We start from the raw sequence: 15,003 nt of genomic DNA, 5'->3' as shown, positions 1-15,003 counted from the left end.
CCAAACCCCCGAACCCAAACCCCTAAAACCAGGTGGCGGGGCGGACCTTGTTGGCCAGGTCCACCAGCGCGTACCGGTGTTTCGGGTACGGCGCCACCCGGGCCTGGTCCCGCAACGTCTGGGCCAGGCCGCGGCGCAGGCCCCGGATGGTGAAGGGGTACTCGAACAGCGCCACGTTGGTGGAGGCCTGGTGGGCGCGCAGGTACGTCAGGCCGGCCTCGATGACGGCGACCTTGATCTGCAAGAAGCGCGGCTCGGTGGAGGGGATCTGCTCGAGGCGGCGGGCGGCGAGCCGGATGTGGTCTTCGGTGGCGCCCTCGGCAACCAGGCACAAAATGGCGGTCAGCTGCGCCATCCGGTAGTGGCGCGACGCGTTGGGCACCTTGTCCAGGGCCTTGATCGCCAACTCCACTTCGCCTTCGCACATGAGCATCCGAGCCAGGCCGAACGCGGAGGAGACGGTGGTGGGGTTGGTCATCCACACCAGGGCGTAGAGGCGGGTGGCGTGGAAGCGCAGGCCTCCGGGGGCGGTCACGGTCAGCGACCACGTGTTGTCTGTGGCTCCGTCGGCGGCCATGCGCTCGAACACGGCGTCCGGCACGTCGCGGAGGTGGTGGGTGAGGCCGGCGGCGGCGGGCGAGAGCTCGTCGTGAAGCAGTGCGCTCGATTGATACCCGCCCTCCTGCAGGATGAGCTCGCTGACTGCGGCGAGCGCGAGTTTGGGGGCGGCCTCGCCGGGTAGCTGGTTGAGCACCTGGGAAAACGAACCCTTCGCGGAGGCGAAGTCTCCAAGCAGCGTCTCCACCACGCCCGCGTACCAGGAGTAGCGCCAGTTGTCGCCGAAGCGCTCCGAAAGCGAGCGCAGCCAGGTGCGCGCCTGGGTGGTCAGGCCGAGGTCGATCATGGTGCGCACGACGCCGAAGGGGATTTCGATGGAGTGCTCGTACTGCGGGGTGGTCATGGCCTGGCGCAGCGTCTCCAGCGTTTCGCGTGGTTCGGCATACGAGGAGCCCTGGAGCATGGCGGCGCCGACATCGTCGCGGTTGACCAGCGGCGACGGTAGCGCGGCGACGACCTCTTGCGGGGTGATGTCCACGCTGCGGGCGATGCCGTCGATGAGCTGGTCGGTGCGGAACACCAGGTGTTTGGTGCCGAACGTCGTACGCTGAGGGGAGAACAGGGAGTGCTGCGCGGGGTAGGTGCGCCCGTCGCGCACGGCGACGATCTCGCGCAGCACGCCGAGCATCTGCGCCTCCAGCTCGGTGAGGCTGGTGAAGCGCTGCGCGGGGTCCTCGTTGCAGCAGCGCGTGATCAGCCGGTACAGGGAGGTGTACTGGCGGAACAGCGGCTCGTCGGCGGGGGAGGGGATGCCTAGGTCGTACACGCCGTCGGTTTGCGGCAGGTCCACCACCAGCGACGCCAAGGTGCGGCCCACGGTGTACACGTCGGAGGCGACGGATGGCCCTTCGGTGGCCACCTCCGGCGCCTGGAACCCCTTCGTGCCGTAGATGAACCCGAAGGCGCCGATGCCGGAGACCGCGCCCATGTCAATCAGCTTGACTTGGTCTTCGGTGACGATGATGTTGTCGGGCTTCAGGTCGTTGTACACCACCCCGCGCGAGTGCAGGTAGTCCAGCGCCGGCAGGACTTCGAGCATGTAGGCGATGGCGATGTCGGGTTGGAGCACTTTGCTTGTCGACGCATTCCGCCATGCCCGTAAACTCGGCCCGCCCACGTACTCCATGACGGTGAACCCGCCGGGCACGCGCGGGTCGTCGATGAAGTTGTAGATCTGCACGATGCCGGGATGGGTCATCTCCGCCAGGAACTCGCGCTCGGCAGCGGCGGCGGCCGCCTCGTCCGGGTTGTCCGTGGAGTGCAGGCCCTTGAGCACCACCACGCGGCCCGCCACGTGGTGGTCCTGGGCCAGGTAGATCCAGCCCATGCCGCCGTGGGCGATCACGCCCATGATCTCGTACTGGCTGGCCACCACGTCGCCCGGGTTGAGCACCGGCGGGGCGATGCCCTTTTTCACCACGGCCGGCTCCGGGTCGATCAGCGCTTCCTTCGGCTCGGTGGGCTCCACCCAGGGCAGCTCCACCATGCCGTCGGCGACGACACGGGTGGCGCGGCGGGTGCCGCGGCGCTCGCGGAACGTGTCCAGGGCGAGCCGGCGCGAGCGCTGCGAGGGGTCCTCGCGGTTGCCGCCCTTGCGCAGCTTGTCCAAGTCTTTGAGCAGGCCGGCCATCTCGCCCATGGCGGAGTAGTCGGTTTCGCCGTCGGAGTCCCAGCCGTCGTCGTCATCGTCGTCTGCGAAGGGGTCGAACGCGACGGCCTCGGTGCCCGGATTGTCCTCCTCCTCATCATCCGCGAACGGGTCGAACGCGACCGCCTCGGTGCGCTGCTCCAGCGGGTCCTGCGAATCCTGCTCAGTGCTCACTGCTCCTCCTTCCGGTACATCAGCGGCGGCGGGGAGGACTCCGCGATGGAGCCCCCGAGCCAGGTGGAGTAGAGCTCGTACCACGTGCCGTCGTTACGCATCCGCTCCAGCGTCGAATTGACCTGCCGCACCAGGTCCGTCTGGCCCTTCGGGATGCCCACGCCGTAGTACTGCGTCGCCAGCGTGCCCGGCAGGATCGTCGCGTACGGGTCCTGCGCGGACAGGCCCGCCAGGATGGAATCGTCCGCCACGATCGCGTCCGCCTGGAACTGTTGGGTGGCCATCAAACAGTCGGACCAGGAGCGGGTGCGCAGAATGTTCGAGTGTGGGGTGTACGTGCGCGCGATCTGGGTCAGGTTCGTGCCGTCGACGATGCACACCGTTTTGCCGCCGAGCTGGTTGATGTCCTCCACGCCCCGGTCCCGCGGCACCAGAACGCGCACGCGCGAGGTCAGGTACGGGGTAGAAAAGTCGATCGCCTCCGTGCGCTCCGGCGTGATGGACATGGTGCGGATGACGATGTCCACCTCGCCGTGGTTCAGCGCCTCGGCGCGCGCCGCCGAGTCCACAAACCGCAGGTCCAGGCGGTTGACCCCGGCAGTTTCCTCGCCGAAGATGTCGTCGGCGATCGCGCGGGCGAGATCCACCTCCAGCCCGCGCAGCTCGCCGCTGGCGGTGTCGCGGAACGCCAGCAGGTAGAGGGACTGGTCGATGCCCACCACCAGTCGGCCGCGGCGCGTGATGCGGTCCACGTTCGGGGTGTCGTCTTCAGCGGTGCGGGGGTTCAGCGAGCCCTCCCAGTCCAGCTTCGCCGGCACGTACGGCTCCGCCGGCACCCCTTGCGCGTCCTCGAGGGCCGCGCCGGGCGGCAGCGGCAAGAGCTCGCGCGTGGTGGAGGTTTCGTGCTCTGGGGCGATGGTGGCGCGCACCGGGGTCGGCTCCTCCGAGCACCCCGAAAGCCCCAGCGCCAGCACCGCCGCGCACGCGGTCCATGTCCTTCTCACAGGTACTCACCCAGCCTTCTGCGGATGCCCAGCCACGTGCAGACCACGGCTAAAACGGACAGCAGCGCCACCCACGCGGAGACCTGCCGCGTCGCGTCCAGCGAGGCGTCGATGTAGGCCTGCGTGCCCTCCCTCGACGACGCGATGAGCTTGGACAGCGTCGCGTCCAGCTCCCTGAACGGCGCCTCGCCCGCCCCGCCGCCGGAGGCCAACAGCGCCGCCGCCTGCTCGTAGCTGCCCGTGTTCAGCGCGCCGACGAGTTCGTTGTGCTCGTAGGCCCAGGTGCGCAGGGCGTCGCGTGCGTCGTCGATAAGTTGCTGCCCCCCGCCGTACTCCTCTGCGGTCTCGAGCGCCGCGCTTACCGACGCATACGTGCCGTCGAACGCCCGCGACGAATGCACCACGGACTGGCGGCGCAGCAGCGCGAACGTCTCGTCCGTGCGCGTCTCCAGTGCGTCGAAGCGGGCGGCGGTGAGCTCCTCCCACGGCTTCGCCGCGCGCTCGTACTCCACGGAGCCGTTGCGCCAGGACTGGTAGTTCGACACCGCGGCCCAGCTCAGCGCCACCACCACCGCGAGCGTGCCGGCGATAAAGCCCTTGTTCAGGCGGCGGCGGAATACCCGCCACAGCCACCACTGGGTGAGCACGAGGAAACCGAGCGCCGCCACGAGGCCGGACAGCGGCACCCACTGCGGCTCGGAGAGGCGCCGCATCTCCTTGGCCACGTCCTCGCGGGTCAGCGCGTTGATCTCGGAGGCGGACACCAGCAAACGGGTGCGCATAATGCTGGACGCCTCCGACATGTAGGCCACGCCCACAGGGTTGCCCATGCGCTGGTTCACGCGTGCGCGCTCGTTCAGGCCGGCGTAGACTGGCAGGTCCCGCTGGATGTCGCTGACCAGCTCCTCGATGCGCTCGCTGGTGGCCGTGTCGGCCTCCACCGCGCCCTTGTAAATCTCGCCGGCGGAGCTGACCGCCGTGTCCAGTGCTGCGGAGTAGGCCTGCACGTCCTCGTGCGACAGCGGCCCGGGCTGGACAAACCCGCCCGCTGCGATGGTGTCCGCGCGCAGCAGGGAGGTGGACAGCAGGTGGGCAGCCGCGCTCATCGGCTCCGTCGCCTCGCGCACCGTGTCCAGCGCCTGGTTGCGGCCGGCCATGGACTGGCTCATGGACAGCCCCGCCGCCAGCAGCATGGCGGTCAGCAGCACCATCACCACGATGAGCTTGCCGGGGGTGGTCCGCGCGAACGCGTGGCCGCGCCGGCCCATGCGAACGGGACCGGCCAGCGGGCCGTGGAGGACGCCGTGCAGGCGCGGGTGCGCAGGGCGCGCTTCAAGCTCGTCGAGCCACGCGTCGTCGCTCGGCCTGCTTTGCGTCACCATTCCGCAATAATAACTGTTCGCGCCTACAGTGGGGGCCATGCTTGGCGACGGAAACGGCTGGGTCACCACACCCGACGGCACACGACTCTGGGGGCGCTTCGGCGCCGCCGGCCTCTTCCTCGTCGCCGGTAACGGAGCGGACGCGAAAGTGCTGCTGCAGCACCGCGCCGGCTGGACCGCCCAGGGCGGCACCTGGGGCATCCCCGGCGGCGCCCGCGACAGCCACGAAACCCCAGCGCAGGCGGCCGTTCGCGAGTCCGTGGAGGAGTGCGCCATCGACCCGGGCCGCATCGACGTGGTCGAAGAGCTGGTCACCACGGACCTGCCGGAGTGGAGCTACACCACCGTCATCGCGCTGTGCGAGGCACCGCTGGCCGTGACCGCCAACGAGGAGTCGGAGGAACTGCGCTGGGTGCCCCTGGCGGAGGTTTCGGGGTTTGAGCTGCACCCGGGCTTTGCGGCGTCGCTAAGCAATGTGCTCGCCAAAGCCATGGTGCATACTGAACCGCATGATTGAAGTGCAAGGCCTGACCAAACGGTACGGCGCCGTCCAAGCGGTTGACGACCTCACGTTCACCGTCAAACCCGGCGTCGTCACCGGCTTCCTCGGCCCCAACGGCGCAGGGAAATCCACCACCATGCGCATGATCCTGGGGCTGGACCGCCCAACATCCGGCACCGCGCACATTAACGGCGTGCCCTACCGCTCGCTGCAAAATCCGTCGCGCACAGTGGGCGCGCTTCTCGACGCCAAAGGTGTCCACCCCAACCGCTCCGCCCGCGCCAGCCTGCTCTGGCAAGCGCAAGCCGCCGGGCTGCCGCGCACCCGCGTCGACGAGGTGCTCGAGCTGGTGGGGTTGACGGATGTGGCTGGCAAGAACGTCGGCGGATTCTCCCTGGGCATGGGGCAGCGCCTCGGCATCGCGGCGGCGCTGCTCGGCGCCCCGGAGTACCTGATCCTGGACGGGCCCGTCAACGGCCTCGACCCCGCCGGCATCCGCTGGGTGCGCGAGCTGCTGCAGTCCCTGGCGGCGGAGGGGCGCACCGTGCTCGTGTCCTCCCACCTGCTCGCCGAGATGGCGCAGACCGCCGAAGACCTGATCATCATCGGCCGCGGCCGCCTGGTGGCCAACACGTCCGTGGCCGAGTTCATCCGCGAAAACTCCGGTGTGACCACCATCGTGCGCACCCCCACCGAGGACGCCGCGGCCGCGTTGGCCGCCGCGCTGCAGCACGCCGATGTGGCCATGCCGTTCAAGCGCGCGGTCGATGGGGACGGACGCGCCGTGTTCGAGGTCCCGGACCGCACCTCCGACGACGTCGGCCGCGTCGCCTTCGCCGCCGGCATCGCCCTGTCCGAGCTGTCCGAGCGCCGCGCCTCCCTCGAAGATGCCTACATGCAATCCACCGAGGGCCACGCCCAGTACGTCTCCGGAGGTAGTAATGCTTAACCTGTTCCCCGCCGAGTGGACCAAACTGCGCTCCACCGCCTCCTTCTGGTGGAACTCCGCGCTGATCCTCGTCTTCGGCGCCTTCTTCGGTGCTCTGTTCGGTTTCGCCTCCAAACTCGGCGGCATGCCGTACGCGCCCCTGACCGTCGCCGCCACGATGGCGCTGATCACCGCGATCGTCGTGATCGTGCAGGCCTCCATGGCCGTGACCACCGAGTACCGGTTCGGCATCCCGCCGACGAACTTCAGGGTTGCGCCGAAGCGGTGGCAGGTGGCCGTCGCAAAGCTTGTGCTCGGGGCTGTTTTGGCTGCGCTGGCGACCTTCCTGGGGCTTGCCGTCGCGTTTACGGTCGGCGACCTCCCCGCGCCCGTGCCCGCGAACTGGGTGAGCAACACCGCCTCCCGACGCGCCCTGTGGGCCATCCCCCTCGGCATGGCCCTGATCACCCTGTTCCAGCAGGGCGTCGGCTGGATCACGCGCAACACCGCCGGCGCCGTGGTCACCGGCATGGGCATGATGCTGCTGATCGAATCCATCGTCGGGTTCATCCCGCGCTACGGCGCCGACGTGGCCAAGTTCCTGCCGTTTGGCAACCTCATGGCGTTTATGACCAACAGTCCCGCGAACTGGACGCTGCCCGTGTCGCTTCTGATCTTCGCGGTGTGGGCCGTGGCGGCGTGGATCATCGGCGTGGTGCTGCTGGAGACCCGCGACGCGTAGGGGGTTCTGCGCCTCTCAGTGCATCCCAAACCGGCTACCTACAACCGGCTACCAGGCGATTTGGGAGCGCGGACAAAAAGTTGGAGTGTTGGGGGCTGGAAGGTATTCCGATGCCCGCAGGTTTTCCATCTGATATCCGCGTTGGTGCGGTTGAGAGGTTTTTGGCTGGGTCGTCTGCCCGTGAGGTCTGCGACTGGGCTGAACACGCGTGTGGTCGCCGACCGTCGGTGGCCACGGTCGGCAACTGGGTTGCGGCCAAGCGTCGTGGCCAGAGCTTGGACGGTACGCGACGCGCCTACGACGCTGAGACCATCGCAAAAGTTGTCGCACGCAGATTGACCTCGCAGGCGACAGTGCGTGACATTGCCGTGGAGTTCGATGTCCACGACACCGCGGCACTGACCTGGACGAAGCGGTTTTGGCCCGACGATGACGAACGCGATTCGGCAGCGTCGATGACTTTCGACGAGGCCTATGCGGCGACAATGGAACGCGTGAGCAAACACCGCAAAGTCCAACGCAACCATCAGCAGCAGCGAGTCGATGAGGCAGCCAATGCGAAGAAACCACCCCGGCCAGTCAACGAGTGGCTGCCAGGGCCTGGGCCGATAGACGATATCGCTGATTTACCCAGTGACATGGACGAGCTGAAAAAACTCGTTGTTGAGATGCGCGACCGGGAAACGGTCAAAGACGCCATTATCCCCGGGCTCATGAGCGATGGTGAGCCACGGGGAAAAGACAACGGCCGCGACGGTGAGTCGCGGGGAAAAGACGACGTCCGTGACGGTGAGCTGTCCACCGCGGCGAAAGCCGCAGTGGTGGTTGCCCTCACGGACGCCCACGAGTTTTCCATCGCTCGAGCATGCGCGGTCGTTGGGATTGCGCAGTCGACGTTTTACTACCACCGACACAAACACACGCAGGTAGTGCAACAGCGCGAACAGCGCCACGCTGCACTCAAACCGCTGATCTTGCAGGCAGCCGCCGAATCCGGGCAAAGCTACGGCTACCGGCGCATCCACGCCTGGTTAAAGATCATGGGGCATACAGTGTCGGAAAAGATCGTGCGCACCCTCATGAAAGAGCTTGGGTGCCGCCCGCCGGCGAAGGCGTCGGGCAAGTACTCCTCCTACACCGGTGAAACCGACCACAAACCGGCAAACCTGCTGCTGATCACCCCACCCGACAGCAGCGACGGGGATGCGGATTCGGATGCGGCCCGGCCGGTTGTTGCACCGTCGCAGTATTTCATCGACCACGCCGACACTCAGGGGCTGACCCACGATTTCCACGCGGATGCCCCGTGGGAGAAAATCGGCACCGACGTCACCGAAATCCACTGCCCAGACGGGAAGTTGTTCCTGTCGGCAGCGATCGATTTCTACGACGGGATGCCGATTGCGGTCACCATGTCGACGTCGCCGAATCACGACTTGGTCGCCGAGATGATCGCGCGAATCGACGAGGTAAAACCCGACGGTGCGCAACCGATTATCCATTCCGACCGTGGCGGGCTCTACCGCAGTGAACGCTGGGTCAGCCTGATCACCGACCACACCCACAACATCCTGGATTGCCCCGACTGCCAGGCCGATGCGTGGTGCGACACCCGGTGGCGATACATCCCGTCACTGTCACGCAAAGCCACCAGCGGCGACAACGCGCGCACCGAAGGGTTCTTCGGCACGATGAAACAAGAACTGCTCAAAGGCAGGCCTGTGGTGTCAACGATGACGGTGGAGCAAATGCGCGACTATATTGACACCTACATCGACTTCTACATTCACAGACGATTGAAGTCGACACTCGGCGACGGCTACACCACCATCGCCGAACACCGACAAGCACTGAGTGCATAACAACGAGACAAAGTCCCCCAAATGCACTCCAAGAATTTGTCCGCATCCCCATTTTCGCTTGGTAGCCGGTTCTAGGTAGCCGGTTTTTGGGAGGGGGCGCTCTGGGCGCGCGGGACTAGCCCGCCAGGACCACCGCCACGGCGGCGCTGTTGTTCGCGGCCTGCTCCGGGATGCTCGTCGCACCCTCGGGGAGGTCGCCCTTCGCGCGGGCGGCGCCGCCGACGCGGCGGGCGATGTCTGCCGCCACCTGCTCAGCGCCCGGGACGGCCGGGTCGAAGAAGACGTAGGTCTCCGGGAAGACGCCGTAGACCTGCTCCGGCATGTTCATCACCGCGGCGTCGGGGGAGCTGTTGGCGACGTTGTACTGGCCCTTCAGCTGGTCCGCGGTGCGGCTGGCCAGGTCCGGGGTGCCGGAGTTGTTGTAGACGTACACCTGGGCCGACGCGTTGTCGAGGCCCGCGCCCGCCGGTGCCGGGGCCGGCGCCGGTGCGGGCTGGCCGTTCTCGCCCTGGCCCTCGGCGCCCTCCGGACGCTGGGCGTTCGGGTCCTGCGCGTTCGGATCCTGGGCCGGCTGGCCGTCGGTGGTCTGGGTGTTTTGATCGGCGCCCGTTGCTGCGCCGCCCTGGCCCTCGGCACCCTGGCCAGCGCCGTCAGCGCCCTGGCCGTTCTGACCAGCCCCGTCGCCGGCGGGGGCGGCTGCGGAGGAGCCCACCACGGTCGACGAGGCCGGGGCGGCGCCTTCGCCGTCGCCGCCCTTGTCGTCCTGCGTCATCTTCCAAATCCCCCACAGCGCCAGCAGCGCCGCCACGGCGATCAGGATCATCGCCAGGCCGCGCTTCGGCAGGCCGCCTTCCGCGGCGCCGCCAGCAGCAGCTGCCTTACGACGTCCCTTCGGCTCGCCGTCGTAATCCTCCTCGTAGGCGCCGTCGTAGGGCTCGTCGTAAATCGCGTCGTCGGCGTTGCGGGAGCGGCGGCGCGCGCCGGCGGCACCGGCACCTGCACCAGCTGCGCCCGCCGCGGCGGCGCCTGCGCCGGGGAGGTGGCGGGTGTCGTCGGCGTACCCGGCCTGGCCAGCACCGTAACCGGCACCGTAATCAACGTCCTCGATGTACTCGGAGTCGTCGTCGCGGCGGTGGGCGCCGCGGTACTCGGTGTCGTCGACGATTTCGGCGTCGATCGGCTCGGCATCGTACGAGCCGTCGTACGCCTCGTCGTACGCGCCGCCAAACGAGTCGGAGTTGCCGGTGTAGCGCGTGGAGCCGGAGCCCGGCTCGAACTCGAAGTCGGGACGGTTGTTGCCATAGTTGTCGTTAGTCACATCGGCAACTCTAACCACACCGCCTCGGAATCCAGGCGCAACACACCGTAAAGCTGAACTAGAGGTTGGGGGACCTTTGGTCGTCGCGAAGCCTTTGCAAACGCCGCACCAGCTGGGGCTCGGCCGCGAGCGCATCGGGCGAGTCGAGCAACCGGTTGAGATGCTGGTAGTAGCGGATGGGCTGCATGCCCAGCTCAGCGCGCACCGCATCCTCGCGCGCGCCGATCGACCTGGGGGCGCGCGCGGCGAAGCGGAGCACGGAAAGGTCGGTCTCGGTAAGCATGCCTAATATATTGGCATGACCATCCGACCCATCGTTATCCACGGCGACCCGGTGCTGCATGAGCCGACCAAGGAAGTCACGCAGCCCGTCGAGGAGCTGCAGGAGCTCATCGCCGACATGCACGAAACCATGGACGCCGCCCACGGCGTGGGCCTGGCCGCCAACCAGATCGGCGTGCCGCTGCGCATCTTCGTCTACCACTGCCCGGACGGCGATCAGATGCGCCGCGGCACCGTGATCAACCCGGTGCTGGAGACCTCCGAGATCCCCAAGACCATGCCCGCCGACACCGGCGAGGACGACGAAGGCTGCCTGTCCGTGCCGGGCTACGGCTGGCCCACCGGCCGCGCGGACTGGGCGAAAGTGACCGGCCTGGACGAAAACGGCAACGAGATTGAGATCGAGGGCACCGGCTTTTTCGCCCGCTGCCTGCAGCACGAAACGGGTCACCTGGACGGCTTTTTGTACACGGACGTGCTCACGGGCCGCTACAAGAAGGGGGCCAAGCGCGTGATCCGCGACAACGGCTGGAAGGAAGCCGGCCACACTTGGCTTCCGGGCACGGACGAAGTTCCGTTCGGCCACGACGACTAACGCGCTAAGATATCGCCATGCGTATCCCCGCCGCCATCGCCGCCGCGTCGCTCACCCTCGCTCCGGCGACGCCCGCGGAGCCAGTCGAGCAATTGCTTGACGACGTCTCCGCCACCCACGAGACCTCCATCACCGCCATCAACAGCGCAGAGACCGACGACGAGGTGCGAGACGTGCTCATCGCCTGGCGCAAGGAGCTCATCGCGGCCTCCGACGAGCTGGCCGAGCTGCGCGAGGACGCCACCGAGGACGGCCTGACCGAGGAAGAGGAGGCCACCTTCGACGAGGCTGCGAAGACGCTGAAGCGCGAGCGCGCCGGCGTGCGCCAGCTGCGCGCGGAGCTTCTGCCTGACGACGAACCCGTGGTCGTGCCCGCCCCCATCGAGGGCCTCGGCGGGATCCTGGGCACCACCGCGATCGACGCGTTCGAGCGCTCCGAAACCGGCGACGCCCCGATCGTGTTCGGCATCCCCGGCGCGGAGCGGACGCGCGATGCGGAGGAGGCGACCACACCGACGGTGGTCGAGGAGCCGACCACCCCGTCGACGTCCCCGGCTGTCGTCACTACGCCGGCCACCAGCGCGCCGGCCAGCACCGAAAGCAGCACCTCCCCCGCGTTCGGCCCCGAGGTGACGCACAGCGTGGAGCGTCTCCAGGACACCGAAACCTCCACCGACGAAACCACCACCACGGACACCACGACGACGGAGACCTCGTCCACCACCACGGACTCGTCGACCAGCTCTTCCTCGTCCACCACCACGGACACCTCCGCAACCACCACCGCGTCCTCGACCACCACGTCGAGCAGCCGCACGGTGCTGGAAAACCGCACCACGTCGGCGACGTCCAGCTCGACCACACCCACCTCATCCTCGTCCACCACGTCGAAGACGTCGTCGGCCACCACGACCGAGGACGATGACGAACGCGACGACGACCTCGCCGACACCGGCACCCCGATGCGCGCCCTGATCGCCATCGGCATGCTCTCGCTGATGATCGGCGCTGCCCTGGTGCTGACCGGCGCGATCCGCCCGCGCGGGGCCCGCAAGTAGGCGTGTCCCGGATTTTCCGCTCAGACGACGTCGCGGTGGGCGATCGCGTCGTGGTGCGCCAGCGCCGCGGCGAGCACGCCAGCGACATCATCGGGCACGTCCTCAGCCTCGACCCGCTGGTGATACGCCCGCAGGAGGTCGGCGGCTTCCCCTCCTCCAAGGAGGCGATCGAGGTCACGGACCTGCACATCATCAAGAAGCTCTCCCCACGTACCGTGCGCAACTCGGAGATCCGCGGGCTGGAAAAATGCCTCGCAGACCGCCTCGACGTGCGCGAATCCGCGTGGGCCGGCGGCTGGCTCATGCGCGTCGGCGACACCGAGGAGGCCAACTCCGCGGTCCCGCTCGGCCCCTCGGCGGGCTTCGAGCCCTTGCCTATCGACGCCATCCGGTCCTTCTACGACCAGCGCGACCTGCCGGTGCGGCTGGTCATCCCGGAGCGGATCGGCAAACCGGCGCTGAAGGTGCTCGATCACGCATGGGAGCTCCGGGACGAGCAGGTTGTCTGGGTTGCGGGGGAGGCCTTTGGCGTGGCGTCGATAGGCGAAGTGCCCGAAGGGGCGCTGGAGCACCACCGTAGGCGGCTGGCGCTAGGCTAGGCCGCATGCGAATCGCCACATGGAACGTCAACTCGGTGCGCACCCGCGCCGAGCGGATCGCCGCCTTCCTCGAACGCGAGGACGTGGACGTGCTGGCGATGCAGGAAACCAAAACCGCGGACGACAAGTTCCCCTACGCCACCTTCGAAGCCGCAGGCTACGAAGTCGCGCACGTGGGGGTCAGCCAGTGGAACGGCGTGGCGATCGCCTCGCGCGTGGGGCTGGACAACGTCCGCGACAGCTTCACCCGCCAGCCCGCGTTTGCCAAAAAGGGCGACCCGTCGGTGGAGGCGCGCGCGGTGGGTGCGGTGTGCGGCGGGGTGGACGTGTGGAGCCTGTACGTGCCCAACGGCCGCGACATCGGCGACCCGCACTACGACTACAAGCTGCAGTTTTTGTGGTCCCTGGCGGACCAGGTCGACCCCGGGGAGCTGCAGGTGTACATGGGCGACTTCAACGTCGCACCCCGCGACGAGGACGTGTGGGACGTCGCCTGGTTCGAGGGCAAAACGCACGTGACGGAGCCGGAGCGCGCCGCGTTCCAGATACTGCTGGAGGCCGGGCTGCACGAGGTCACGCACGAGCAGCAGTACACGTTCTGGGACTACAAAGCCATGCGCTTTCAGAAGAACGAGGGCATGCTCATCGACTTCCAGCTGGCCACCAAGCCCATGTTCGACCGGGTCCAACGCGCGTTCGTTGACGTGGAGGAGCGCAAGGGCAAGGGCGCGTCCGACCACGCGCCCGTGATCGTGGACTACGACACCCGCGGCCTGGCCTACGACGAGGTGCGATGAGCCTGGATTTGTCCTGGTGGCAGTTCGCCGCCATGGTGGTGGATTACGCCATCAAGTTCGTGATGATCGGCGTGGTCCCCGGCGGGCGCAAACCCTCCTCCGCCAACGCCTGGCTGCTTTTGATCCTGCTGCTGCCGGTAGTGGGCCTGCCGCTGTACCTGCTGTTCGGCTCCACATTCGTCTCGCGCCGCCGCCACCGCATCCAAGTCCAGGCGCGCCGCGCGCTCGACGGCGCGTGGGCGGGCCCCGACGACACCATCGCCCACCTGCCGCCCGAAACCGCCTCGCTGGTGCGCCTCAACCGCGAACTCACCGGCTACCCCGCCGTCCGCGGCGAGGTGCGCGCGCTGTGGGCGGACTACCGCAAAACGATGCTGCGGATAGCCAAGCTTATCGACGAAGCATCCGCCACCATCTCCATCGAAATCTATGCCGTCGCCTGGGACGACACAACGGACGTGGTGTTCCGGGCGCTGCAGCGCGCCGTCGCGCGGGGAGTGCACGTGCGGCTGCTTTTCGACCACATCGGCTCCGCCAAATACCCCGGCTTCCGGGCTTTGAAGAAGCGGCTTACCGACATCGGCGTGGACTGGCACATGATGCTGCCCCTAGCTCCCTTGCGCGGCCGCTGGCGCCGCCCCGACCTGCGCAACCACCGCAAAGTGGTGGTCATCGACTCTGAGGTGGCGTTCGTCGGCTCGTTCAACCTCATCGACCGCGGCTACCTCATGCCCGGCCATGTGAAGGCCGGGCGCCAGTGGGTCGACGCTTTCGTGGAGCTGGAGGGGCCGATCGTGGAGTCCGTCGAGTCCATGTTCGCCGTGGACTGGTACACCGAATCCGGCGAGACGCTCGACGTGGTGGCTGGTTCCGGTGCTGGGGCTGGTGAGGGGGTGGCGGAGCCGTCGACAGGCGATGTGCTCCAGCTTGTCCCCTCCGGGCCCGGATACCTCACCGAGCCGAACCTGCGCATGTTCAACTCCATCGTCCACAACGCGAAAGAGCAGCTCACGCTGTGCTCGCCGTACTTCGTGCCCGAGGAATCGCTGCTGGAGGCCATCACCTCCGCGTGCTACCGCGGCGTGCGCGTGGACCTCTTCGTCGGCGAAAAGGCCGACCAGTTCATGGTGCAGCACGCGCAGTCCGCGTACTACGAGGCGCTGCTGGAAGCCGGGGTGCGCATCTGGGAATTCCCCGCCCCGTACGTGCTGCACACAAAGTTCGTGCTTGCCGATCCCGGGCGCGAGGGCGCCGTCGGCGTGCTCGGGTCCTCCAACATGGACATCCGCTCGTTCTCGCTGAACTACGAATCCTCCCTGCTCGTCGCGTCCGGCGCTTTGCTGCCGGCGCTGGAGCAGCTGGGCGCGAACTACCAGGCCGTCTCGCGAGAGCTGACGCTGGAGCGGTGGGCGCGCAGGCCCTGGTACCGGCGGTACGTGGACAACGTGATGAAGCTGACGTCGGCGCTGCAGTAGGGGTCGCGGTGCGCGGTGG

The 15,003-nt window shown here is 67.8% G+C and carries 14 protein-coding genes; 9 read left to right on the top strand and 5 right to left on the bottom strand.

The features are described from left to right. Positions 1–22: 22 nt before the first annotated feature. The 3 genes from H0193_RS06835 to H0193_RS06825 are packed head-to-tail and all read right to left on the bottom strand — an operon-like array spanning position 23 to position 4,826. Positions 23–2,440, bottom strand: a complete 2,418-nt coding sequence (locus tag H0193_RS06835; protein ID WP_181889137.1) for a tetratricopeptide repeat protein — start codon at positions 2,438–2,440, stop codon at positions 23–25. Next, complete coding sequence (locus H0193_RS06830) at positions 2,437–3,444, bottom strand: transporter substrate-binding domain-containing protein (RefSeq protein WP_181889136.1); 1,008 nt, start codon at positions 3,442–3,444, stop codon at positions 2,437–2,439. The genes H0193_RS06835 and H0193_RS06830 overlap by 4 nt, the downstream gene beginning before the upstream one ends. Next, complete coding sequence (locus H0193_RS06825; RefSeq protein ID WP_181889135.1) at positions 3,441–4,826, bottom strand: hypothetical protein; 1,386 nt, start codon at positions 4,824–4,826, stop codon at positions 3,441–3,443. Before H0193_RS06825 ends, H0193_RS06830 begins: the two co-directional genes overlap by 4 nt. 37 nt (positions 4,827–4,863) lie before the next feature. On the opposite strand from H0193_RS06825, the gene H0193_RS06820 reads away from it, so the two are divergent. From H0193_RS06820 to H0193_RS06805, 4 genes are all read left to right on the top strand, one after another. Further along, the gene (locus H0193_RS06820) at positions 4,864–5,343 is read left to right on the top strand and encodes an NUDIX hydrolase (protein WP_181889134.1); all 480 of its coding nucleotides are present in this window, start codon (positions 4,864–4,866) and stop codon (positions 5,341–5,343) included. Beyond that, positions 5,336–6,277, top strand: a complete 942-nt coding sequence (locus H0193_RS06815; protein ID WP_181889133.1) for an ABC transporter ATP-binding protein — start codon at positions 5,336–5,338, stop codon at positions 6,275–6,277. The genes H0193_RS06820 and H0193_RS06815 overlap by 8 nt, the downstream gene beginning before the upstream one ends. Then, the gene (locus tag H0193_RS06810; protein WP_181889132.1) at positions 6,270–6,998 is read left to right on the top strand and encodes an ABC transporter permease; all 729 of its coding nucleotides are present in this window, start codon (positions 6,270–6,272) and stop codon (positions 6,996–6,998) included. The genes H0193_RS06815 and H0193_RS06810 overlap by 8 nt, the downstream gene beginning before the upstream one ends. Positions 6,999–7,225: 227 nt before the next feature. Continuing rightward, on the top strand, positions 7,226–8,860 hold the full coding sequence (locus H0193_RS06805; RefSeq protein WP_181889131.1) for an IS3 family transposase: 1,635 nt from the start codon (positions 7,226–7,228) through the stop codon (positions 8,858–8,860). Between the two features lie 115 nt (positions 8,861–8,975). On the opposite strand, the gene H0193_RS12520 is transcribed toward H0193_RS06805, so the two are convergent. Next, the gene (locus H0193_RS12520; RefSeq protein WP_181889130.1) at positions 8,976–10,178 is read right to left on the bottom strand and encodes a LytR C-terminal domain-containing protein; all 1,203 of its coding nucleotides are present in this window, start codon (positions 10,176–10,178) and stop codon (positions 8,976–8,978) included. 58 nt (positions 10,179–10,236) lie between these two features. After that, positions 10,237–10,461 (bottom strand): DUF3263 domain-containing protein, encoded by a 225-nt coding sequence (locus H0193_RS06795; RefSeq protein ID WP_181889129.1) that lies wholly within the window; start codon positions 10,459–10,461, stop codon positions 10,237–10,239. Positions 10,462–10,476: 15 nt separating this feature from the next. Here H0193_RS06795 and H0193_RS06790 point away from each other — a divergent pair, with 15 nt between their 5' ends. From H0193_RS06790 to H0193_RS06770, 5 genes are read left to right on the top strand one after another with little or no spacing between them, the layout of a single operon-like run. Beyond that, on the top strand, positions 10,477–11,055 hold the full coding sequence (locus H0193_RS06790; RefSeq protein WP_181889128.1) for a peptide deformylase: 579 nt from the start codon (positions 10,477–10,479) through the stop codon (positions 11,053–11,055). 17 nt (positions 11,056–11,072) lie between these two features. Continuing rightward, a complete protein-coding gene (locus H0193_RS06785; RefSeq protein WP_181889127.1) occupies positions 11,073–12,113 on the top strand; it encodes a hypothetical protein in 1,041 nt (346 codons plus the stop codon). A gap of 2 nt (positions 12,114–12,115) precedes the next feature. Next, positions 12,116–12,712, top strand: a complete 597-nt coding sequence (locus H0193_RS06780) for a GNAT family N-acetyltransferase, cg3035/Rv0428c family (protein ID WP_181889126.1) — start codon at positions 12,116–12,118, stop codon at positions 12,710–12,712. A 5-nt stretch (positions 12,713–12,717) separates the two neighbouring features. Then, complete coding sequence (locus tag H0193_RS06775) at positions 12,718–13,509, top strand: exodeoxyribonuclease III (protein WP_181889125.1); 792 nt, start codon at positions 12,718–12,720, stop codon at positions 13,507–13,509. Continuing rightward, positions 13,506–14,984 (top strand): phospholipase D-like domain-containing protein, encoded by a 1,479-nt coding sequence (locus tag H0193_RS06770; protein ID WP_181889124.1) that lies wholly within the window; start codon positions 13,506–13,508, stop codon positions 14,982–14,984. Before H0193_RS06775 ends, H0193_RS06770 begins: the two co-directional genes overlap by 4 nt. The last annotated feature ends 19 nt before the right edge of the window (positions 14,985–15,003 follow it).

This window comes from Corynebacterium haematomassiliense, assembly GCF_013978595.1.
GTDB lineage: Bacteria > Actinomycetota > Actinomycetes > Mycobacteriales > Mycobacteriaceae > Corynebacterium > Corynebacterium lehmanniae.
Note: the sequence above shows the minus strand (reverse complement) of the source record. Positions and strands in the feature narration are given on the sequence as shown.

Bases quoted from the DNA above. Each gene is read 5' to 3' on its own strand.
- H0193_RS06825 (WP_181889135.1), bottom strand. From the start codon at position 4,826: ATGGTGACGCAAAGCAGGCCGAGCGACGACGCGTGGCTCGACGAGCTT.
- H0193_RS06820 (WP_181889134.1), top strand. From the start codon at position 4,864: ATGCTTGGCGACGGAAACGGCTGGGTCACCACACCCGACGGCACACGA.
- H0193_RS06815 (WP_181889133.1), top strand. From the start codon at position 5,336: ATGATTGAAGTGCAAGGCCTGACCAAACGGTACGGCGCCGTCCAAGCG.
- H0193_RS06810 (WP_181889132.1), top strand. From the start codon at position 6,270: ATGCTTAACCTGTTCCCCGCCGAGTGGACCAAACTGCGCTCCACCGCC.
- H0193_RS06795 (WP_181889129.1), bottom strand. From the start codon at position 10,461: ATGCTTACCGAGACCGACCTTTCCGTGCTCCGCTTCGCCGCGCGCGCC.
- H0193_RS06790 (WP_181889128.1), top strand. From the start codon at position 10,477: ATGACCATCCGACCCATCGTTATCCACGGCGACCCGGTGCTGCATGAG.
- H0193_RS06785 (WP_181889127.1), top strand. From the start codon at position 11,073: ATGCGTATCCCCGCCGCCATCGCCGCCGCGTCGCTCACCCTCGCTCCG.
- H0193_RS06775 (WP_181889125.1), top strand. From the start codon at position 12,718: ATGCGAATCGCCACATGGAACGTCAACTCGGTGCGCACCCGCGCCGAG.
- H0193_RS06770 (WP_181889124.1), top strand. From the start codon at position 13,506: ATGAGCCTGGATTTGTCCTGGTGGCAGTTCGCCGCCATGGTGGTGGAT.